The organism is Photobacterium gaetbulicola, from assembly GCF_003025515.1.
GTDB classification, from domain to species: Bacteria; Pseudomonadota; Gammaproteobacteria; order Enterobacterales; family Vibrionaceae; genus Photobacterium; species Photobacterium gaetbulicola.
Window position 1 is genome coordinate 16,270 of sequence record NZ_PYME01000044.1, and the last position, 21,278, is coordinate 37,547.

Here is a 21,278-nt window from a genome sequence, read left to right on the forward strand (position 1 = left end):
AAGCCTGTGCCAAATTCGCTGGAAATTATAAACCTTACTGCTGGGTGTGAGTCAAATCGCCCTGCCAGGTTAAAATCTGACTTTATGACGGCCTTTTATTTTAGCGTGAAAGAAATAGATGTTTTTAAGGTTATGAATTTTAATGGTTTTATTTGATTTCCTGAAAGGCGCAATACACTTTTATGTCTTAAGCACTCATCGGGAATTACTGAATTGATGTTGCTGGGTAATACTTTCTAACACTTTGTTGAGTTTTGTTGCGCTTGCGTGGCAATGATAAAGTTCATGATGGCTTTCAGATAGTTGGTTATCTTCAGCCTCGCAGCAATAAAATAACAACGCCCCGGCAAATCGGGGCGTTGTTTATCGGTTTGTGTAGGAGAAACCTTATTGGTCGTAGCTCGCTTCGCGAACTTTGGCTTCTTGTTCCCATTTAGGCACGACAGTGTTCAGGAAGTCTTCTTTCTCCTGGTTCATTGCGTCCATATCCATGCCAAGTGCTTGTTGGGCTTTGAGCTTGGTGGAAATATCAGGAATTTCCACAGGCTCCGTAATGCCCTTGGTTGCCAGCAGGCGAACCACTTTGGCGCGGGCATCGGCCGCTTTATCCAACGCAGTGCCCAGAACGCGAAGCGCGACCTCTGGAGCGTGCATGTGAACACCGTGTGAGGCAATCGCGTAATCCCAGCGCCATTGTGCGTGGCGTATATCTGTCAGGATTGGCTTCATCTCTTCCTCGGTCGCGCCGGCATCCCAAGCGGCTTTGGCTTCGAAGTGGGCGGCAACAATTTGCTTCTCGGTGCGCAGCTTCATTTCCAGTACTTGCGCCTTACGAGTTGAGACAATGCCCTGCAGGGTTTCTTTATCCTGGGTATGGCAGTTGGCACAAGTATCTTCGAAGCGGTCGAATGGGTTACCCACTTTGTGGTCGGTAAATACGACGCCGTCTTCATTCTGTACTTTCGGCATATGACAGTCGATACAGGTTACGTTGTTCTTGCCGTGGATACCGTCGCGCCACGTTTCGTACTCTGGGTGCTGGGCTTTGATCATTGGGGCTTTCGATAGGCCGTGGGTCCAATCACTGAAGCCGAGGTTATCGAAATACACTTCCATCTCGTCAACACCGGTGCCCATATCCCATGGGAATTTCACTGAGTTGTGGCTTTGTTTCTGGAAATAGTATTCCACGTGGCACTGGCCGCAGACCTGGGCCTGCTGGTCAAGGCGCGAACCGTCTTCAAACTTCTTGCCGATCGCTTCCATCGCGCGGGCCGCGTATGGGCGTGACAAGGCTAGGGCCGGTTTGCCCTGTTTGAAATCTTCGCTGTTGGTATTGTGGCAGTCAGCACAGCCGATAGTGTTGCTGATCTCCGAGCCCAAGCGTGCCCACTTGCCTTCGAAATAGCCATCTTCACCGCGCTCGTCAATCACCCGGGCAACGTCGGGGCTCTTACAGCTCCAACAAGCCATCGGCATCGGGCCCGATTTTTCATCCTGAGGGCCGCCAGTACGAAGCGTTTCACGAACATCTGTCAACGCATAGTAGTGGCCTCGGGCTTTGTTGTAGTCTTTAGCAAAGCCATAGCCAGCCCATAGGATGACCATGTTCGGATCACCTTCCAGGGCATCTTCGATGTCTTTACTTTCCTTGGTAGCTTCCCATGTTTTGAACTGATCGACATGGTCAGCGGCAAAGGTTTCGTTGCGTGCTTCAATTCTTTCTTTTTCTGCAGGTTGCTCGCTAGCTAATGCATTGCCAGAAAGAAATATTGCAGACAGTAATGCTGCAACAGCGGCAGTATTTCTCGTCCATTTATTACTCACGATGTGCACTCCATAATTCTTGTTGTAAATAGAGCCAAGCGTTGTGAATGCGGCTTTTCGATGCAAACAGAATCAGAGTTCTAAATAAGAATATCAGAAAGGTTAAAAACTGAGATAAAAGCGATTTCTTTTTTTGTTGTGGATCAAAAGGGAAAAGTGAATAACGCGAGCTAGATTAATAATTTACCCATATACCCCTAAGGGGGTATTTACATAACCCTTTGGGATGGTGTGGGTGTTCTGGTTTAAATTTATTTTAAAACAACATGTTAGGGAGGGTTTTGCTGTTGATCTAAATCAGTAAAAGTTCATATTCAATACTGCTTTTGGTGTATTTGTTATTTGTCGCATATTTTCACATCCTGAAATATAGTTTAATACGTTTGTTGAGCGTTGTGGCTTAAGAATGATGCAAATAAGAATTGATTTCAAGTGCAATGGATTATTAATTGCAAAAATCAAGGGGCACGTATGTGCCTGATTTGTATTATCAGCACCGGTTACTTTTTGATTTTAATAAAAAAGTAATTGTGGAAGATGAAAAGGTGAAAAATGGGCAATCATAAAGTAGCCCTGAATAGCATGCTGACATTGTTTGTCGCTATGTGTATTTGGGGTTTCTCAATCAATGTTGCCGCAGACTCCCAAAGCACAGAAGCCACAGCAGCCAATCCTTCTGTAACCACTTCGGAGTCCGGCAGACATGTCGTTGAATTCATCCGTGACCGGGATTACGCCTGTACCCAGTGTCATAAAGATGAACAAGACGTTCTCAGCGGCGCACACAGCGACGCCATCAATCCGCACACAAACCGTGATGTGACCTGCGTGGATTGCCACAGCAATGTAGGCAAGGATCACCGCAATGGCGCAAAAGAGGTAACCAAGTTTGCTCCTGCGCAGTCTGTTGCCGGTACTGAAAAACCTGCCGCCGATGTCGCCTGGATCACGCAGCAAAACGAAACCTGTGTGAACTGTCATGAGGCTGAGAACCTGCGTGAAGCAAACTGGACCCACGATGTCCACGCGTTGGATCTCTCATGTGCTTCTTGCCACAACATCCACCCAACATCTGATCCGATGAAAGGTATCGAGAGAAAGCCAAGAATCAAGCTTTGTGTCGATTGCCATTCTGATCAGACAAAAGCAAAAAAGTAGGGGAGAGTGTATGACGTGTTCAAGACGTAACTTCCTGGCCGGTGCCGGGGCAGTTATCTTCACTACCGGGGTGGCAGCCTCTAACCTCGTTGGCGGTCGCAAGACACTGGCGGCGACCATGGAAGATGGGGTGAAGCGCTACGGTATGGTTCACGACGAAACATTGTGTATCGGTTGTACCGCCTGTACCGATGCCTGCCGTGAAGTCAATAATGTGCCTGAAGGGGTTTCGCGACTGGAGATCGTTCGCAGTGAGCCACAGGGCGAATACCCGAATGTTGACTATCAATTTACCCGTATCTCTTGTCAGCATTGTGATAACGCACCGTGTGTTCATGTATGCCCGACGGGAGCCGCGTTCAAAGATGAAGAAACTGGTATTGTTGCCGTTAATAACTTCAAATGTGTCGGCTGTGGCTATTGTTTGGCAGCATGCCCTTATCAGGTGCGCTTCTTCCACCCTGAAACTAAATCAGCGGATAAGTGCGACTTCTGCCGTGAAACCAACCTCAAGGAAGGCAAACAACCGGCATGTGTTGAGTCATGCCCAACCAAGGCACTGACCTTCGGCGATTTGAATGATCCTAACAGTGAAATCAGCCAGCTCATCACGCAGAAGCCGGTCTACCGACAAAAAGTCGAGCTCGGCACCGCGCCTAAGATGTATAAGGTGCCACATGGAAAAGGGGAGATAAAAGGATGAGTACGACATTTGCAGATGCCTTTTATTTTGACTCGCTGGTCTGGGACTGGATCATTGCGGTCTACCTGTTCCTGGCGGGGATGTCAGCTGGTGCGGTGATGATTGCAATTTACCTCAAGCGTAAGGTGATCGAAGGTTATCCGGCCAGCAACGGTATTATCAAAGCGACGGCGATCCTGGCGCCATTCGGGATCATCGTGGGGTTGTTGATCCTGATCTTCCACCTGACCAAGCCGTGGTCGTTCTGGAAAATCATGATTTTCTACAACCCGACCTCAGTGATGTCGATGGGTGTAGTACTGTTCCAGGTTTACCTGGTTGTCCTGTTCGCGTGGCTTGCCATTATCTACAAGAACGAGCTGCTGGACTTGCTGGGTGAAAAATTGCCAATTGTTGGCAAGGTCTTGAAAGTACTTGATCGTTTCGAAAACAGCATTGAGCTGTTCCTTGGCTTCCTGGCCTTGGTTCTGGCGGCCTACACCGGCTTCCTGCTGTCGGCGCTACAGACCTACCCGATGCTGAACAACCCCGTGTTGCCGATCTTGTTCCTGTTCTCGAGCCTGTCCTCCGGTGCCGCGGCCTGCTTGCTGTTTGGTGTGGTGGTATTCAAAGAGTCAGCGACAAGTGCCAGTGTAGGCTGGGTGCACAAGTTTGAGCGCCCGGTGGTGATGTTCGAGCTGTTTGTGATTTTTGCACTGTTTACCGGCTTGTATTTCGGTGGTGGCCAAAGCCAAGCTGCAGCCATGGCTGCTATTGGCGGCGGTTTCTGGGCCAGTTGGTTCTGGTACGGCGTGATTGGCATGGGGATGTTGGTGCCGCTTGGCTTGAATGCGGTTAGCCCTGCCGGTGTCAAACACAACAAAGCCTTTATTATGCTGGTGACGACCCTAAGTTTGATCGGTGTACTGATGCTACGTACGTTTGTGCTGTATGCTGGACAAATGACAACCTTATAGGTTGCGGAAGAAATGAATAAAATCGCCACAGCCCGTGCTGTGGCGATTTAGTAACAAGGAATATAGATGCTCCCTGAAGTTGGACATTTTTCGTTAATCCTCGGTATGGTGTTTGCCTTGCTCGGAGCCACTGTGCCGGCTATCGGATTAGTCAGAAAGGATTCATACCTTACTCGCTATGCATGGCCATTAAGTTATGGCGCCTTTGCTTTTGTCGGTATATCGATTGTCCTGTTGGGCATGAGTTTCGCCCTGGATGACTTTTCGGTCGCCTACGTTGCCCATCACTCCAATACCCAATTACCCATTTTCTTCAAGCTCGCTGCCGTATGGGGCGGTCACGAAGGCTCGTTCCTGTTCTGGTTATTTTCCCTGACGCTCTGGAGTGCCCTGGTCGCGCGGTCGTGCCGCAGGTTGGATGAGGCCTTTATTGCCAGGGTGCTGGTGACCTTATCCGGGCTGGTTTTCTTATTCAGCTTGTTTGTGGTTCTTACTTCAAACCCATTCGAGCGCTTGTTCCCGATACCGCTGGAAGGGCGCGATTTGAACCCGATGCTGCAGGATGTCGGGCTGATCTTCCATCCACCTATGCTGTATTTGGGCTATGTCGGCTTTGCCGTCAGTTTTGCCTTTGCCATTGCCGCCTTGACCGGCGAACACGGTAAGGGTGACTGGGCGAAATGGAGCCGGCCATGGACGCTGGCGGCCTGGGTATTCCTTACCGGTGGCATCGCGCTAGGCTCGTGGTGGGCATACTACGAACTCGGCTGGGGGGGCTGGTGGTTCTGGGATCCGGTTGAAAACGCCTCGTTGATGCCATGGCTGACGGGAACCGCACTGATCCACTCACTGATGATCACCGAATACCGCAAGGCATTGTCAGGCTGGAGCTTGCTGCTGGCGATTGCTACCTTTTCGCTCAGTTTGTTAGGCACCTTTATTGTTCGTTCTGGGGTACTGACATCCGTCCATGCATTTGCTGTCGACCCGACTCGCGGCGTGACCTTGCTCGCTATGCTGGCCTTGATCCTGATCGTTGCCTTGTCACTGTTTGCGATCCGCTCTGGCCGCTATTTTGTGGCAGCCAACTTTGGCTTCTTGTCGAAGGAAGCTATGTTCATGGTGGGAAACAGCTTGTTTGTGGTCTCGATGCTAACCGTACTGCTGGGAACCTTTTATCCATTGGTGTTCCAAGCTTTGGGGCTCGGCAATATCTCCGTCGGCGCACCCTATTTCAACGCGATGTTCGTGCCGATGAGCTTTATCCTGTTCCTCTTTATGGGGCTTGGGGTAGTGATCCGCTGGCACAAGGTAGGGTTGGAAGATGTGATCACCCGAGCCTTGGCGCCGATGTCGGTGTCTATCGTGATGGGGGTCGCGCTGTCGGTATTGTTTGAGCGAGGGATCAACCTTACCGTCTGTCTGGCGTTCATCACGGCTATCTGGATCGCGCTCAGTGCCCTGCAAGCGATGTACATCCGTATCCATGCCCGTCGGGCAAAGGGCATGCGAGGTGTGGTTTGGAAGCAAGCTGCCATGGTAATCGCCCACATCGGTGTCTCTGCCACGATTATCGGTGCCACTCTGGTGAGTCACTACGATCAGGAAATTAGCAGCAAGATGGGGCCAGGCGATGCCGTTTCGCTGGATGAGTATCACTTTACCTACCAGCAAACCGACCTGCTGGTCGGGCCGAACTACACCGCCGAACAGGCGCAAATCACCGTGAGCAAAGACGATCGATTGATTGCGACCATTCGCCCCGAGCGCCGTCACTATACGGTACGCACCATGAACATGAGTGAACCGGGTATTGCATGGTTCTGGCACGGTGATATCTATATCACGCTCGGCGAGAAGCTTAACCGCACCGACTATGCGGTGCGGATCCAATACAAGCCTTATGTACGTTGGTTGTGGGTTGGGAGTATTTTGATGATGGTTGGCGGGGTCATAGCGGTAGGCAGCTTGGCTGGCAAGCGGGTTTCGCATAAGCGTCATCAACCGAAAAAATCTGAAACGATAGTGATTTGGAAGTAGTGGTGGACAAGATATGAGATTGACGAGCCGATACCTTCCTCTGGCTGTTGTCTTGGTGATTCTGGCAGTGATTAGCTTGGCGGTGATGCTTACCCAAGATAACCAGACGTCAAAACTTGAGGAGAAGCCAGTGCCAGCTTTTAGCTTGCCGCGGCTGGATACGCCGGGTGTGGCGGATGAAACCTTGCTGGCGGGACAACTGCATTTGCTCAATGTCTGGGCTTCTTGGTGTGCCGTATGCAAAAGCGAGCATCAGTTTCTGATGCAGCTGGCGCAGCAAGGGAATGTTGCCATTGTGGGGCTCAATTATCGGGACAACCGCCAATCGGCAATGCGTGAATTAACCCAAAGTGGCAACCCTTACCAAGCGGTGTTGTTCGATCCCAAAGGAGCCCTTGCATTGGATTTGGGCGTATACGGCACCCCGGAAAGTTACCTTATCGATAACCATGGCATGATCCGGTACCGCTATCTTGGTCCACTGGATGAAGGCGTATGGCAACGTGAGTTCGTCCCGGTGATTGAGCGCTTGCAGCAGGAAGAGGCCACTAATGGTTAGCAATGTGGTTAGTCAAATAAAAACGGTGCTGCTGGTTCTGAGCATAGGGTTACTAGTCACGGCTATGCCGGTGGTGGCACAGTCGGATCAGATTTTTGTCGCTGCCGATACACAGTTAGTCGAATCCGTGGAGACGTTTCGCTTTCGCTCTTCTGCCGAGCAGCGGCGGGCAATCGAGCTATCACGCCGCTTGCGCTGCCCGCAATGCCAGAACCAGAACCTGATTGAGTCGAACTCGCCAGTGGCGAAAGACTTGCGGTTCAAGGTCTATCAAATGGTTGATGCCGGACGCAGTGACGAGGAGGTGATTGAGTTTATGACGTCACGGTTTGGCGATTTTGTGTTGTATAAGCCACGTTTGAACCCGCAAACGTATTTATTGTGGGGGGGGCCATTCTTATTGCTCGCCCTGTTTGGCTCAATTATCTGGAGCACGATTAGACGCCAGCAGCGGGCAAGGGAGTAGGTGCTCGCTTCGTGGTGAGCTTTCTGCCAGTAAAGGGAAAATACGAGTGTGGACACTGTATTTTCCCTTTTTCGTTTTAGTTGTGACTGCCTGCTAGCTGCCGAGACTTCATTGATAGCTTTAATTTTCTTGAAAGCAACACCAGCGCACATGGCAGCAGCCAACTGGCATTTGCCGAGTACAGCGGAAGCCATTTGTTAAAGCTGTCGTCCATCGTACTTGGGACAACATCAAGGATACTGGCGGCGTCGATGCTGCCGAAGATGAAAGCGATAGCGATGGCGGCCATATAGGTGTTGCGGTACTTGGTTTGGCCCGGGTAGAACAGCGCACAAAGGATCAGGGCAATAGCAACGGGGCACAGCACCAGGATAGCCGGCAGGCTCAGGGCCAGAATTTGATCAAGCCCGACATTGGCGATAATACCGGTCAGAACCACAACAATCGTGGCGGTACGGCGGAACGGGACACCGAAGGTTTCTTGGTAATACTCGGTACAGGCGTTAGTCAGACCAACCGTTGTCGTCAGGCAGGCCATGATAATGATTGCAGCCAGCAGCAATTGTCCGTACTCACCAAAATGGTATGCAACATAAAGGCTTAGCAGTTCACCACCATTGCTTGCTCCTGCTGCGATAGGGCTGGAAGTGGCACCGACATAACCCATCGCCAAGTAACATGCCCCCATCAGAACGATATAAATCAAAGATACTTTGAACGTCGATTTTCCTACCGCTTTTTTGTCGGTTACCCCTTTGTTGTTAATGGCTTTGATGATCACCCAGCCAAAGCCGACGGCAGCGATGGCATCCATTGTCATATAGCCCTGTACCAAACCTTGGGTAAAAGCAAAATCGACATATTCACCCTGTGGTGCGAGTGGTGCAGATAGCGGGTTGACCACAGCGGTGATAGCCAGTATGCAAAGCATGATGATCAAAAGTGGTGTCATGATCTTGCCGATATAGTCAACCAGCTTACCCGGGTGAAAGGCCAGTAGTAAGGTCAGGCTACAAAAAAAGAGGGAAAAGAGTGGTAGCTGCTCGCTATCGACAAACGGGTTGATCCCCATTTCATAAGCAACGGTAACGGCGCGGGGCATACTGAATGCCGGGCCAACGGCGGTAAGCAGGGCAACCCAAATCAGGGTGGCGAGCCAGCTTGGCAACGGGTTTGTCAGCTGTTTGCTATCGCTCAAGCGGCCAAAAACAATCAGGGTCAGGGCGGGTAACCCGACAGCCGTAACCAGGAAACCAATCATGGCGGGCAGCAGCTGGGTGCCGGCTTCCAAGCCGAGGAAAGGGGGAAAAATGATGTTGCCAGCGCCGAGGAACATGGCGAAGGTCATCAAGCCGATGGCAAGTGTATCGTTAGTCTTCATTGGACGAACCCTGTGTTTGCTTTTAATTCTTGGGACCGTCAGGGGCTGGGAAGATAAACGTATTGATATGTTGATTCTCCGTCAGCCTGGCTGACGGAAATAGCCGCCAGCCTAGATAACGATGACTAGGACGACGACAGAGACGACAGATTGTGTTGCACGCAAAACCGCACGTTTGGCATAAGCCAAAACGGTAGTAGCAGCGGTTTGAGAGAGAAGATCTAGCATTGAGCTTTTCCTAGTGCGAAACAACAATAAGTCTGGGTAACTCGATGTTACTTGGGTATACAACATATAAGCATTTTTCTGAGCTGTAAACATGGGAAGTGAAAAAAGTCACAAAATTTAGTGATTGGTAAATATTATCCTGCCCACACGGAACTGGCTGACGGTTTGTATTGCCATGTGGCAATTGGGCGGAGTTTTACCGGCTGATGCGATAGTGCCGGGTGGCCGCAAAAAAGCATACCGCCCTTGTTATCTCAAGGGCGGTTTTGTGTATTTTGGTTGGGTTTTCGGCGACGTTATGCTTTATTTCGCCGGAGTAGATGCCACCGGCTTGCTACGGTTCCCCAGTGATACATTAGCCAGAAAGCTAAAGAGCAGGGTTGTCAGGCACGGGAGTAGCCAGCTGGCATGGGCGGCATAGAGCGGCAAGAAATCCGTGAGAGTACTCTCCCATTGTGCCGGGATCAGACCGAGAATATGCAGGGTATCGATGCTACCAAATACCAGCGTAACAGAAACTGCCGCGACAAAGATGGCGCGCTGAGACGAAGCGGGCTTCACGACCAGTGCCGTAATAACCAGTGCAATGGCAACTGGGCAGAGCACCAATATCACTGGCAGGCTGATCTGGAGGATTTGATCCAGGCCGAAGTTGGCAAGCAAGCCTGTCAGGGCACAAACGATAGTTGCCGTGATAGAAAAAGGGGCATTGAATGTTTGCTGGTAGTACTCAGCACAGGCATTTGTCAGGCCGATTGTAGTGGTCAGGCATGCCATCACTATGATGATCGCGAGTAATAACTGTCCTTGTAGGCCAAACAGGTTTGCCACATAGCGCGTGAGGATCTCACCACCGTTGGTTGCATCGCTGGCAACAGCGGATGAGGTTGCACCGACATAAGCCATTGCCAGGTAGCACGCCGACATCAGAGCGGCATAGATCAGAGTAACTTTTACAGTACTGGTAAACAATCCGTTAGTTGAAGTGGCTCCCTTGTCTTGAATGGTCTTGATGATCACCCAGCCAAAGCCAACCGCAGCGATAGCATCCATGGTCATATAACCCTGAATAAGCCCCTGGGTGACAGCTTGATGCTGATAGGCAGCGCTTGGTAGGGTCATTGGGCTGATGGGTGAGACAACGGCCGAGATTGCTAGTACTGCCAGCAGTAAAACCAGTAGTGGTGTCATCACTTTACCGATGTAATCGACTAACTTACCTCGCTGGAAAGCAAGCAGTAGGGTGACTGTCACGAAAACCAACGAAAACGGCAGTAACAGGTCATTTGAGGCAAATGGAGCAATACCCATCTCATAGGCAACGGTTACTGCGCGAGGCATACCAAATGCTGGCCCGATGGCAGTAAACAGCAAGACCCAAAAGCCGGTGGCCATCGGTTTTGGCAAAGCGGCGGTAAGCTGCTGGCTATGGCTCAGGCGACCCATGACGATCAGTGTCAGGGCTGGTAGACCGACAGCGGTAACGAGAAAGCCAAGCATGGCAGGAAAATATTGTGTACCGGCTTGAAGGCCAAGAAAAGGGGGAAAGATGATGTTTCCGGCACCAAGAAACATCGCAAAAGTCATTAGGCCAATCGCCAAGGTGTTTTGTTTAGTCATTCGGACAAGTCCTCTAATAGACATCAGTTATTGTTATGGACCGTCAGAAAGGCTGAAGAAAAACAGGTGGGTAAAGACATTGCTCCCCGTCAGCCTGGCTGACGGGTGAATAGCCGCCAGCCTAGTTAATAATCACTAGAATAGCAGCAATAATATTATGCGATACGAATGTTCCGCCTGTAGTCATAACAGGTTTGCAAACTGGGCGTTGGCAAGTTGTTTGATTAGCGAAATGAAACACGGCGTTTTCCTGAACATAAGTATCGAAGTCACTTACAACATATAAATAAAAAACTGTGTTGTAAATACCTTGCAGGCAAAAATAATGCACTTTTTTGCATGGGTAGATACCTTGGCTGTTTTACGGCTAAGGTATGGGTATTCTGTCCATTGCGTTGTGGGGGGAGGGGTGAGATAGTAACAATAAGATGATTATTAAAGGTTATTTATGTTAAAGGCGATACACCATGCCGCGATTATCTGCTCAGACTACTCAAGGTCAAGAGCCTTCTATGTCGACATCTTGGGATTGAAAGTGTTGGCTGAGCATTACCGCGAAGCACGAGATTCATGGAAGCTGGACTTGCAACTGCCCGACAACAGTCAGATAGAGCTGTTTTCTTTTCCGAATCCGCCGGAAAGACCAAGTTTCCCAGAGGCACGAGGGTTACGCCATTTGGCGTTTGTGGTCGACTCCGTTGAACGGGTGTCAGAGTATCTTGAATCGAGAGGAGTAGAAGTGGAGCCAATCCGTATCGATGAATATACAGGAAAAACGTATACGTTCTTTCAAGACCCGGATGGACTGCCGCTGGAATTATACCAAGCCTAAGCGTGATAGGCGGCAGTGAGAGAAATCAGCAGAGGATACCGGTGAGCAATCCAGCAAAAACCAAGCTGGCCACACCGTAGAACCCGAATTCGATGCGAGATTCAACCAGGCTACTCCCTTCAGCAGGGCGCTTCAGCGTCGCCATGGTAAAGAAAGAACCGCCAGCCAAGCCAAGGAGCAGTACGATCAAGGCAAATAGCGTGCCTTCGATGAGGTAAGTAAAATTCATAAACAGGCCTAATCCTTTGTGGCACGTGAAATGACGCAGTGATAATACACACCTTGATTTGTCAGGCAAAGTTTTTTGATAGTAAACCCTATAAAAAACAGGGTATTAGACGATTATGTTGTGCGTGTGAATGAATAGGCAGCAATAGGCTTATTGCTGCCTGAAATATCATCGCCGCGAAGGCTAGAAAACGAACGTGGCGAAGCGCCTTCTCTAAGGGGATAGCCCTAGAGGTACGATTGATGCCGAGTTAGAAGCGGGTTTCTACCAACCGAGAGACTTGGTAATCTCCATCGGCAATGCAGATGTATTTCCACTTATCAAAAGTCAGGCATGGATGTGAGGTAGAAAATGCAATTACATCGCCAACACGCAGGTCGTAGCCGTCGGGAACGGTGACAAACGTGTGCTGATCCATAATCGCAGTGGCTTCCAACCCCTTCACTTCAATCTGCTCGCCATTGCGGTAGCCCCGCTCTGGAATAGGCAGACCTGCATCAAACGCCACATCACGCTTGCCAAGGCCGATCACTGCTTTGTTTAGTTCCGGACGGGAAATCACATACGCCCACACTTCCAGTGCCGATTCAAGATCGCCACCCAAATCACAGGCATAACCTTGGTTTACTTGCGCCCTTGCCATGACATTTTTTTGGGCATCTTGGTAGATCCCGGTATCGTGGATGAGGTAACAGCCAGGGCGGATGATTGCCAATAGGTGTTGGCACTGGGCAAAACTCTCAGCCACAACGTCATACCAAGCAGAGCCTGCGCCAGTCACGATAGGGCTATCAAGTGCGATTAATCCCTCTTCCTTTAGCTGTTCGACCGTCTTGACGGTAGTTGCCAAGAATTCACGGATAGCTTGTTCGGCATTGTCGCCGTGGATCACCCCTTCATACACTTCAATACCGGCCAGGCAAATCCCATCTAGGCTATCGATGTGTTGGGCCAGTGAAACAACCTGCTGCGGAGTACGGCAACCGCAACGACCGCCTTCAACCCCAAATTCGATCAGCGCATGTACGGTAACGCCGGTGCCAGCAAAGAACGCAGACAGTTGGTCGGCATTCTCTTTGGAATCCACACAGCAATAGAATGTCACGTCATGCTGGGTTAGAAGACGCTTGATGATTGCCATGTTGGCCTTACCCACCAATTGATTGGCCATCATGATCTGTTTGGCACCAGCTGATGCTGCCACTTCGGCATGTGGGGCCGTGGCGACAGTCAGACCCCAAGCGCCAGCTTCAAGCTGCTGCTCAAAGAATGCGGGTGTCATGGTTGTCTTGCCATGTGGAGACAGTTTGACGTTGTGGTGCTCGGCAAACTGTTGCATCCAGTTTAGGTTGTTATCAATCGACTGCTGCTTGATAACGGCTGCAGGCAGGCTGATTTCTTCGTTAATTAGGCTGTATTTTCCCTCCGTTTTTTCATCCACCCATATCCCTTTGGTACCTACGGGAAATTTTTTGTGATGAATATCTTGGTATTTACTAACATGCTTTTTATTTGCTTGGGTCATTTATTATTCTCCTAACATAGCTCTCAGGGCTTGTTATTACTGCGTTTTAGCATGGTGATAATATTATTGGTGTTAGAAAGTATCAAACATTGCTGAGCGATTTGTGCTGTTTCTCACTGTTTTGAACCTGCCCTGAAATTACTATTTGCCCTGTCGAGAGAAAGGTGAAAGCCGTGACTATCGAAGTCGATATTGTTTCAAGAATTACCGAGCGCTTCTCGCAATTGCGGGATGCTGAGAAGAAAGTCGCCATGTTGGTGATTGATGATTTGGCCGCAGCATCGGGTTACAGCATTACTCAAATGGCCGAAGAAGCCGGAGTGAGTGAGGCAACCATTACCCGCTTTGCCAAAGCGGTTGGCTGTAAGAATGTGCGGGATCTGAAGCTGAAATTAGCTCAGTCACTTGCCATCGGTCAGCGATTCATTCATGAGTCGCCGGATCAGTCGGGGATCCAAGGGGTTTATGAGTCGATCAAAAATGTGATCAACATAAACCGCAAAGTGGTCAACGAGCAGGATGTGGCTTCTGCAGTAGATATGCTGCAGAACGCCCGACAAATTTTGGCCATTGGTATGGGTGGTGGCTCAACCATGTTGTCGCAGGAACTGCAGTTTCGCTTGTTCCGCCTCGGCTACCCGGTTACGGCCTACAACGATGGCCTGTTGGCGAGAATGGTGGCTTCCACTGCCGATGCCAATGATGTGATGGTGGTGATTTCCGCGACCGGTTACACGCCAGAAGTGGTAGAGCCGGCATCGATTGCCAAACAATATGGTTTGAAGGTGATAGCCATAACGCCTAAGGAATCACCGCTGGCTGAGGTCAGTGATTTGGTTCTGCCGGTTGTCACCAAAGAGACCGATTTTATCTACAAACCGTCGGCATCACGTTACGCCATGATGGCGTTGATCGATGTGCTGTCAACGGAGTTGGCCTTGAGCCATAAACGCCGGACCCGCGATAAGCTGCGCCGCTTGAAACTGGCATTAGACAGTCATCGTGGTGGAGAGGATAGACAGCCTCTCGGCGATTAACACAACCTGTCCGAACAGTTCGGATTAACGGTTGTGCAGAATTAGCGTCATAAAGAAGGAAGTTTCATGCAGTTCGATACCGTTTTCCGAAATGTTCAAGTTGTTGATGGCTCGGGTAGTGAGCCTTACAACGCCGATGTTGCTATTACAGGGGATCGTATTGCAGCCATAGGGGATTTAGCCGGGTGCGAAGCCTCACAGATCATCGATGGCCATGGCAAGGCGTTAGCGCCGGGTTTTATCGATGTGCACACCCATGACGATACCAATGTGATCCGTTATCCCGACTGTTTGCCGAAGATCAGCCAAGGTGTCACCAGCGTCATCGTTGGTAACTGCGGGATCAGTGCCTCACCAGCAACGCTGGCCGGTGATCCGCCGGATCCGATGAACCTGCTGGGCAAGCAGCAAGACTTTAAATACCCGACATTCGCTTCCTATGCCGAGGCCGTCACGGCAGCAGAGCCTGCTGTCAATGTTGCTGCGCTGGTGGGCCATACCACACTGCGCAACAACGAGATGGATGATTTGTATCGTGCAGCGTCCAGCGATGAAATTGCAGCGATGAAAGCCAAGCTGCACGAGGCGATGGAGCAGGGCGCTTTAGGTTTAAGCTCTGGCTTGGCTTATGCCTCAGCCAAACAAGCGCCGACAGAGGAAGTGATGGCCCTTGCTGAGGAGCTGGCCGAGTTTGACGGGATCTATACCACCCATATGCGGACCGAGTTCGAGCAGATCCTCGAGGCGATGAAAGAAGCCTTTGCCACCGGTAAGCATGGCAAGGTGCCAGTGGTGATTTCTCACCTCAAATGTGCTGGTGCCGGTAACTGGGGACGCACAGTTGAAGTGCTTAATGTAATGGAAAAAACAGCCAAGCACCAAGATGTTGCTTGTGATTGCTACCCCTATTCGGCGAGCTCGTCGACACTCGATCTCAATCAGGTCACCGACGAAATCGATATCTTCATTACCTGGTCAGAGACGCACCCTGAACACGCAGGAAAAATGCTCAAGCAAATTGCTGAAGATATGAACCTGCCCCTGATGGAGGCGGCCAAGCAACTTCAGCCAGCCGGCGCGGTGTACCACTGCATGGACGAAGCCGATGTCGAGCGGGTACTGAAATACCGATTAACCATGGTGGGCTCCGATGGCCTGCCGAATGACCCGCACCCACACCCTCGTTTGTGGGGCTCCTTTCCACGGGTGCTGGGCTATTACAGCCGTGAACGCCAGTTGTTCTCACTGGGCCAGGCGATTCACAAAATGACAGGCATGTCGGCCAAGCGCTACTGCCTTAAAGACCGGGGAGAAATTCGCGAAGGGGCTTATGCCGATATCGTGATGTTTGACCCGAACACCATTATCGATGTTGCAAGTTTCGAAAATCCGATTGCAGCAGCGAAAGGGATTGACGTGGTCATGGTCAATGGCTGCATCAGTTATCAAAACGGGCAGGTGAGTACTAACCGCCATGGCCGTTTCTTATACCGTCATCAGGACTAAACCTCCTGTGACAGCAAATTGAACTAAGTAACACAACGTTGGAGAAAGAAATTATGACTATCACACGCTACGGCATCGAAGGCGGTACAGGCACTGGCGGTCAGCACCTACCTTTTGCACGTGCAACTCAGGCGGGTGGTTTCCTGTATGTCTCTGGTCAAACACCAATGACAGACGGCGAAGTGGTTGAAGGTGGCATCATCGAGCAGTCTCGCCTGGCGATTCAGAACTGTGTCGACATTATGGAAGAAGCGGGCTACGGCCTAGAAGACGTAGTACACGTAAAAGTGGTACTGACTGACTCTCGTTACTTCCAGTCATTCAACAAAGTGTTTAAAGAGTTTTTCGGTGAGCACCCACCAGCGCGTATCTGTATGGTATGTGACCTGGTCGTCGACGTAAAAGTTGAGGTGGATGTGACGTGCTACCGCGAAGATCGCCGTTAATTCAGGCATTATCTTCGGGCCCCGCATAAAACAAACAAGCCGCGGGGCCAGCTGAAGCCCAATTGACAAGCGATGCCACAACGGAAGTTGGCGGGCTATTACAACAAATGCCAAAGACATAGAGCCGAAAGGCCAAAGAAAAAAGGTTGGCAAAGTACCAACCTGAAAAAAGCAAAATACTGAATGATTCAGTAACTCATGGGGTAGTAAGTGAAGAGACTATCCCCAAGCAAATAAAAGCAATGACGGATTATAAGAGGTATGGGATGAACAGTACACTCTTTCTCACCGGTTTCGGTGCGTATGTGGTTTTTTTAATCTGGTTAGGTTGGTTTGTATCGCGTAACCAGAAATCTGGCGAAGACTTTCTACTTGGAGGTCGTGGTCTTCCGCTGTTCTTGGTACTAGGTACCACGGTAGCCACCATGGTGGGTACAGGTTCGAGCATGGGTGCGGTTGGCTTTGGTTATGCCAACGGCTGGGCTGGTGCACTTTACGGTATTGGTGGTGCTCTGGGTATCCTGCTGCTCGCCTACTGGTTTGCTCCAGTGCGTAAGCTTAACTTCATGACCATGAGTGAAGAGCTGGCTTACTATGTAGGCGCCAACAAGGTTGTCAAAAATGTTGTGGGTATCCTGATCTTTACCGCTTCTATCGGTTGGTTGGGCGCACACATCCTTGGTGGTGGTATGTACCTGGCTTGGATTGCAGACATCGAGCTCAACACCGCTAAGATGATTATCGCCGCTGCCTTTACTATCTACGTCGTGATTGGGGGTTACACCGCGGTAGTTTGGACCGATACTATTCAGGCCGTGATCCTGTTTGCCGGTTTCATTTTGATGGCGGTACTGTCGGTCAACCATATTGGTGGTCTTGATAACCTGTATGCTGCGATGGAGCCTGCGTCTGTCAGTTTCCTCGGCTTGGAAAAGCTGGGCATGATCCCGGGTATCTCTCTGGCACTGGTGGTTGGTGTAGGTATCTTGGCAACCCCTTCTTTCCGCCAGCGTATCTACTCGGGTAAAGACGTACCGACCATTCGCCGCTCGTTCGTGTTGTCGGGTGTACTGTACTTGTTTTTCTCTATCATCCCTGCGGTTATCGGTATGTCAGCCCATGCGATCAACCCAGAGCTTAACAACGCCAACTTTGCGTTCCCATATGTTGCAGCAACCGTGCTGCCTGTGGGTATCGGCATGATTGTTCTGATTGCGGGCCTGTCAGCAACCATGTCGAGTGCAAGTTCTGATGCGATTGCCGGGGTCTCTATCTTGCTGCGTGATATCTACATCATGTTCACGGGCAAAGTCCCATCGAAAGACAAGATGGTTGCCTACTCACGGATCGCACTGGTTATCTGTATCGGTTTGGCACTGCTGTTCGCCCTGACTTCGAATGACATTATCAGCTATATCACCAAGATGATTTCGACAGTCATGTCAGGCATGTTCGTGTGCGGTATGCTGGGTCGCTTCTGGGGCCGCTACAACTGGCAGGGTGCACTGGCTACCTTGGCAGGTGCATCAGCAGCGTCATTCTCTGTGATGTTTAACGCCGACTGGACGGCATTCTGGGGTAACCCGGTTATCCCATCAGTCACCACTGCCTTGGTGGCCGGTGTGGTGGTTAGCTTGGTAACTCCTGCAAACACAGTAACCAAAGAAGAAGCGCAAGCCATCCTTGATGCCGAGCGCGCAGCGATGGAAAAGCCTGAAGAGCAAGGGATCGACGCTCAACCGGTAACCGCAAAATAATCTTCTGAAACTCGTCAAAATGCAGGCCTTTGTTGTGATGTAAGGCCTGCATCTTCAGTTACGCTTTAAATACAGTTCGAATAATTAAAAAGGTAGCCGTGTGAAAATTGCTTTTTTTGGTGAGTGCATGGTCGAGCTTAGCGGCCAACCGCTACAACGGACATTTGGTGGGGATACGTTAAATACGGCGCTGTACCTGTCTCGTTTGGGCACTAGCCGTGATATTGCTGTCAGTTACGCTACGGCATTGGGTGTCGACAATATCAGCCAGGACATGCTCAATGCTTGGCAGCAGGAAAATATCGATACCTCTATGGTGCGCAAGCTGGAAAATAAACTGCCGGGCCTTTACCTGGTGGAGACAGAGCCAAACGGCGAGCGTCACTTCCATTACTGGCGCAACGACAGTGCGGCGAAATTTTATTTTGCCTGCGGGCTTACTCCGCTTGAGCAAGCGATTGAAAACCATGATTTTGATGCCCTGTATATCAGCGGGATCAGCTTGGCGATTTTGGCTGAAGATGCCAAAGCGACCTTGGTTACTTTGCTGGACAAACATAAAGCCAAGGGGGGCAAAGTGTTATTTGATAACAACTTCCGCCCACAGCTATGGACGTCCAAGCAAGCCCAGTATTGGTATTCACAGGTTCTTCCTTTTGTCGATATTGCCTTGATCACAGAAGATGATGACCACTTGGTTTGGGGGCAAGGGAGCATAGTCGACCGCTGCCGATCATTCGGCTGCCAGGAGGTGGTGATCAAGCGGGGCAGTGAGCCATGCTTGGTGGTTAGCCAGTTGCAGTCAGACCAGCCGTATGAGTCTTACATCGCGGCCAATAAAGTGGAAAAGGTCATTGATACTTGTGCTGCCGGTGACTCGTTTGCCGCAGGCTACTTGGCTGGTCGTTTGAGTGGTGGCAGTGAGTCTGCTGCTGCCGAGCTGGGCCACCAGTTAGCGTCTATTGTTATCCAGCATCCCGGGGCGATTATTCCGGCCGATGCAATGAAAAACTTAATGTAAATAGATTTATTGTAAATAGGAACACCTGAACATGTCTCAGCAGATCATCGAGAAACTTAAAGCCTTCAAAGTTATCCCTGTTATTCAAATCAACGATGTGTCACAGGCTGTGCCTCTGGCTAAAACCCTTGTCGAAAATGGCCTACCGGTTGCCGAGGTGACTTTTCGTACTGAGGCGGCGGCCGAAGCTATTCGTTTGATGCGCGAAGCCTACCCACAGATGTGTATCGGTGCGGGTACGGTGCTGAATGCTGAGCAAGTCGATCGCGCTAAAGAAGCGGGTTCTGAATTTGTGGTAGCGCCGGGGCTAAACCCAAATACGGTTCGATACTGCCAGCTGCAGGGGATCACTATGGTACCGGGGGTGAATAACCCAAGCCAGGTTGAGCAGGCGCTGGAGATGGGGCTGACCTTCTTGAAGTTCTTCCCGGCAGAAGCGTCAGGCGGTATCAATATGGTTAAATCACTGCTAGCGCCTTACGTTGATGTCTCCTTTATGCCAACCGGCGGTATCGGCAAGGCAAACGTACGTGACTATCTCGCGATTGATCGTGTTATTTGCTGTGGCGGTACCTGGATGGTAGCGCCAACGTTGATTGAAAACGGTGATTGGGAAGAAATCGGTCGTTTGGTGCGTGAAGCGGTTGAATTGGTAAACGACTAACAATTGACAATTACTCGCGTACAAGTTCTCAATGCATAAAGCCCACCACTGGTGGGCTTTTCATTACCTAAAACGCTTTATATAACCATGTTTACAACGTACTTAGCAAAATGATGCAGCTTCTCTTGAGGATGGTAACAAAGGGAGTACTGTGGGTTTTGGGAACTCAAAAGGAGGTAACGTGAAATGGACATTGTGATTGTTATATTTGTTGCTATTTTTGGTACCGAAGTCATTCGTCGGTTACTCAGCCACCGTGAAAGAATGCATAAAATGGAACTGGAGCAGCAGGGGCGTGCCGGAGTTGTAGCGCAACAGAAACTTGAGGCAGACGTTATCGAGCTGAAAAAACGTGTTGAAGTGCTGGAAAAGTTGGTCACGGATGAAGCTTATCAATTAGAGAATGAGATTAAGGCGCTCTAGTTTTATTGTGCTTAGAAAAGCATTTGATTGGATTCCATACGATTAAGGCCGTTTTTTTGGCTTGATGTGTTGGAATTTATCCAGTTGAAGCAACTTCTTGTATTTTTGTTTGACTCATCCCAGAAAATCAGTAAATTACACCTCCGTACCGCAGCGGCGCAGGCCGAAATTCAGCGGTAATGAAAAAATTGATGGCGCGTTGGCAGAGTGGCTATGCAGCGGATTGCAAATCCGTGGACCTCGGTTCGACTCCGGGACGCGCCTCCATATTTGGGTTCTGGTGCCTTCAAGGCGACAGCAACCAAGCAAACGACCTAATAGTAATACCTAAATAGGTACGTTTGAACAATTTGGCGCGTTGGCAGAGTGGCTATGCAGCGGATTGCAAATCCGTGGACCTCGGTTCGACTCCGGGACGCGCCTCCATACTTTCGGTTCTGGTGCCTTTGGGTGACAGCAACCAAACAAGCGGCCTAATAGTCATAGCTAAATAGGTACGTTTAGACAATTTGGCGCGTTGGCAGAGTGGCTATGCAGCGGATTGCAAATCCGTGGACCTCGGTTCGACTCCGGGACGCGCCTCCATATTTTGGTTCTGGTGCCTTTGGCGGCAGTAACCAAGCAAGCGACCTAATTGTAATAGCTAAATAGGTACGTTTGGACAATTTGGCGCGTTGGCAGAGTGGCTATGCAGCGGATTGCAAATCCGTGGACCTCGGTTCGACTCCGGGACGCGCCTCCATATTTTGGTTCTGGTGCCTTTGGCGGTAGTAACCAAGCAAGCGACCTAATTGTAATAGCTAAATAGGTACGTTTGGACAATTTGGCGCGTTGGCAGAGTGGCTATGCAGCGGATTGCAAATCCGTGGACCTCGGTTCGACTCCGGGACGCGCCTCCAT

19 protein-coding genes and 5 tRNA genes are annotated in these 21,278 nt (G+C 50.3%); 19 read left to right on the forward strand and 5 right to left on the reverse strand.

What is annotated here, in order from left to right; translation table 11 throughout:
* Positions 1 to 387: 387 nt before the first annotated feature.
* Positions 388 to 1,782 (reverse strand): ammonia-forming nitrite reductase cytochrome c552 subunit, encoded by a 1,395-nt coding sequence (gene nrfA, locus C9J03_RS25005; RefSeq protein WP_420813027.1) that lies wholly within the window; start codon positions 1,780 to 1,782, stop codon positions 388 to 390.
* Positions 1,783 to 2,379: 597 nt separating this feature from the next.
* Here nrfA and nrfB point away from each other — a divergent pair.
* The 6 genes from nrfB to nrfF all read left to right on the forward strand — a co-directional run bounded on the left by nrfB (position 2,380) and on the right by nrfF (position 7,709).
* Positions 2,380 to 2,985, forward strand: coding sequence for a cytochrome c nitrite reductase pentaheme subunit (nrfB, locus tag C9J03_RS25010; RefSeq protein WP_044623668.1), 606 nt, complete (start codon positions 2,380 to 2,382; stop codon positions 2,983 to 2,985).
* A gap of 10 nt (positions 2,986 to 2,995) precedes the next feature.
* Positions 2,996 to 3,688, forward strand: a complete 693-nt coding sequence (nrfC, locus tag C9J03_RS25015; protein WP_044623667.1) for a cytochrome c nitrite reductase Fe-S protein — start codon at positions 2,996 to 2,998, stop codon at positions 3,686 to 3,688.
* Positions 3,685 to 4,644 carry a cytochrome c nitrite reductase subunit NrfD gene (nrfD, locus tag C9J03_RS25020; RefSeq protein ID WP_044623666.1) on the forward strand — a complete coding sequence of 320 codons (960 nt, stop codon included), beginning with the start codon at positions 3,685 to 3,687 and terminating at the stop codon, positions 4,642 to 4,644. Before nrfC ends, nrfD begins: the two co-directional genes overlap by 4 nt.
* Positions 4,645 to 4,710: 66 nt before the next feature.
* Entirely contained in the window at positions 4,711 to 6,684 is a 1,974-nt protein-coding gene (locus C9J03_RS25025) for a heme lyase CcmF/NrfE family subunit (protein ID WP_044623665.1), read from the forward strand.
* A 13-nt stretch (positions 6,685 to 6,697) separates the two neighbouring features.
* Positions 6,698 to 7,243, forward strand: coding sequence for a DsbE family thiol:disulfide interchange protein (locus C9J03_RS25030; protein ID WP_044623664.1), 546 nt, complete (start codon positions 6,698 to 6,700; stop codon positions 7,241 to 7,243).
* Positions 7,236 to 7,709: a heme lyase NrfEFG subunit NrfF gene (nrfF, locus tag C9J03_RS25035; protein WP_044623663.1), complete on the forward strand. Its 474-nt coding sequence runs from the start codon at positions 7,236 to 7,238 to the stop codon at positions 7,707 to 7,709. Before C9J03_RS25030 ends, nrfF begins: the two co-directional genes overlap by 8 nt.
* Positions 7,710 to 7,785: 76 nt before the next feature.
* On the opposite strand, the gene brnQ (C9J03_RS25040) is transcribed toward nrfF, so the two are convergent.
* Both brnQ (C9J03_RS25040) and brnQ (C9J03_RS25045) read right to left on the reverse strand, forming a co-directional pair.
* Complete coding sequence (brnQ, locus tag C9J03_RS25040; RefSeq protein ID WP_044623662.1) at positions 7,786 to 9,090, reverse strand: branched-chain amino acid transport system II carrier protein; 1,305 nt, start codon at positions 9,088 to 9,090, stop codon at positions 7,786 to 7,788.
* Positions 9,091 to 9,621: 531 nt separating this feature from the next.
* A complete protein-coding gene (gene brnQ, locus C9J03_RS25045) occupies positions 9,622 to 10,938 on the reverse strand; it encodes a branched-chain amino acid transport system II carrier protein (protein ID WP_044623661.1) in 1,317 nt (438 codons plus the stop codon).
* Positions 10,939 to 11,386: 448 nt separating this feature from the next.
* Here brnQ (C9J03_RS25045) and gloA2 point away from each other — a divergent pair, with 448 nt between their 5' ends.
* Positions 11,387 to 11,770 carry an SMU1112c/YaeR family gloxylase I-like metalloprotein gene (gene gloA2, locus C9J03_RS25050; protein WP_044623660.1) on the forward strand — a complete coding sequence of 128 codons (384 nt, stop codon included), beginning with the start codon at positions 11,387 to 11,389 and terminating at the stop codon, positions 11,768 to 11,770.
* 25 nt (positions 11,771 to 11,795) lie between these two features.
* Here gloA2 and C9J03_RS25055 read toward each other — a convergent pair whose 3' ends face one another.
* Together C9J03_RS25055 and C9J03_RS25060 are read right to left on the reverse strand one after the other, a co-directional pair.
* Entirely contained in the window at positions 11,796 to 11,999 is a 204-nt protein-coding gene (locus tag C9J03_RS25055; protein ID WP_044623659.1) for a hypothetical protein, read from the reverse strand.
* Positions 12,000 to 12,249: 250 nt separating this feature from the next.
* Entirely contained in the window at positions 12,250 to 13,524 is a 1,275-nt protein-coding gene (locus C9J03_RS25060; protein ID WP_044623658.1) for an amino acid deaminase, read from the reverse strand.
* Between the two features lie 173 nt (positions 13,525 to 13,697).
* Between C9J03_RS25060 and C9J03_RS25065 the strand changes: the two genes are divergently transcribed.
* The 12 genes from C9J03_RS25065 (at position 13,698) to C9J03_RS25120 (ending at position 21,277) form a co-directional block, all read left to right on the forward strand.
* Positions 13,698 to 14,561 (forward strand): MurR/RpiR family transcriptional regulator, encoded by an 864-nt coding sequence (locus C9J03_RS25065; protein ID WP_044623657.1) that lies wholly within the window; start codon positions 13,698 to 13,700, stop codon positions 14,559 to 14,561.
* A gap of 66 nt (positions 14,562 to 14,627) precedes the next feature.
* Positions 14,628 to 16,067, forward strand: a complete 1,440-nt coding sequence (locus C9J03_RS25070) for an N-acyl-D-amino-acid deacylase family protein (protein ID WP_044623656.1) — start codon at positions 14,628 to 14,630, stop codon at positions 16,065 to 16,067.
* A gap of 53 nt (positions 16,068 to 16,120) precedes the next feature.
* A complete protein-coding gene (locus tag C9J03_RS25075; protein ID WP_044623655.1) occupies positions 16,121 to 16,513 on the forward strand; it encodes a RidA family protein in 393 nt (130 codons plus the stop codon).
* A gap of 266 nt (positions 16,514 to 16,779) precedes the next feature.
* A complete protein-coding gene (locus C9J03_RS25080; protein WP_044623654.1) occupies positions 16,780 to 18,270 on the forward strand; it encodes a sodium:solute symporter family protein in 1,491 nt (496 codons plus the stop codon).
* 127 nt (positions 18,271 to 18,397) lie between these two features.
* Positions 18,398 to 19,291, forward strand: a complete 894-nt coding sequence (locus C9J03_RS25085) for a sugar kinase (protein ID WP_197078636.1) — start codon at positions 18,398 to 18,400, stop codon at positions 19,289 to 19,291.
* A 31-nt stretch (positions 19,292 to 19,322) separates the two neighbouring features.
* Positions 19,323 to 19,955 (forward strand): bifunctional 4-hydroxy-2-oxoglutarate aldolase/2-dehydro-3-deoxy-phosphogluconate aldolase, encoded by a 633-nt coding sequence (locus tag C9J03_RS25090; protein ID WP_044623652.1) that lies wholly within the window; start codon positions 19,323 to 19,325, stop codon positions 19,953 to 19,955.
* 186 nt (positions 19,956 to 20,141) lie between these two features.
* Complete coding sequence (locus tag C9J03_RS25095) at positions 20,142 to 20,378, forward strand: hypothetical protein (RefSeq protein WP_044623651.1); 237 nt, start codon at positions 20,142 to 20,144, stop codon at positions 20,376 to 20,378.
* 193 nt (positions 20,379 to 20,571) lie between these two features.
* Positions 20,572 to 20,645: transfer RNA gene (locus tag C9J03_RS25100), tRNA-Cys, on the forward strand.
* Positions 20,646 to 20,730: 85 nt separating this feature from the next.
* Positions 20,731 to 20,804: transfer RNA gene (locus C9J03_RS25105), tRNA-Cys, on the forward strand.
* 85 nt (positions 20,805 to 20,889) lie between these two features.
* Positions 20,890 to 20,963 (forward strand) — tRNA-Cys (locus C9J03_RS25110).
* Positions 20,964 to 21,046: 83 nt separating this feature from the next.
* A tRNA-Cys gene (locus tag C9J03_RS25115) sits at positions 21,047 to 21,120 on the forward strand.
* 83 nt (positions 21,121 to 21,203) lie between these two features.
* A tRNA-Cys gene (locus C9J03_RS25120) sits at positions 21,204 to 21,277 on the forward strand.
* Position 21,278 lies beyond the last annotated feature (1 nt).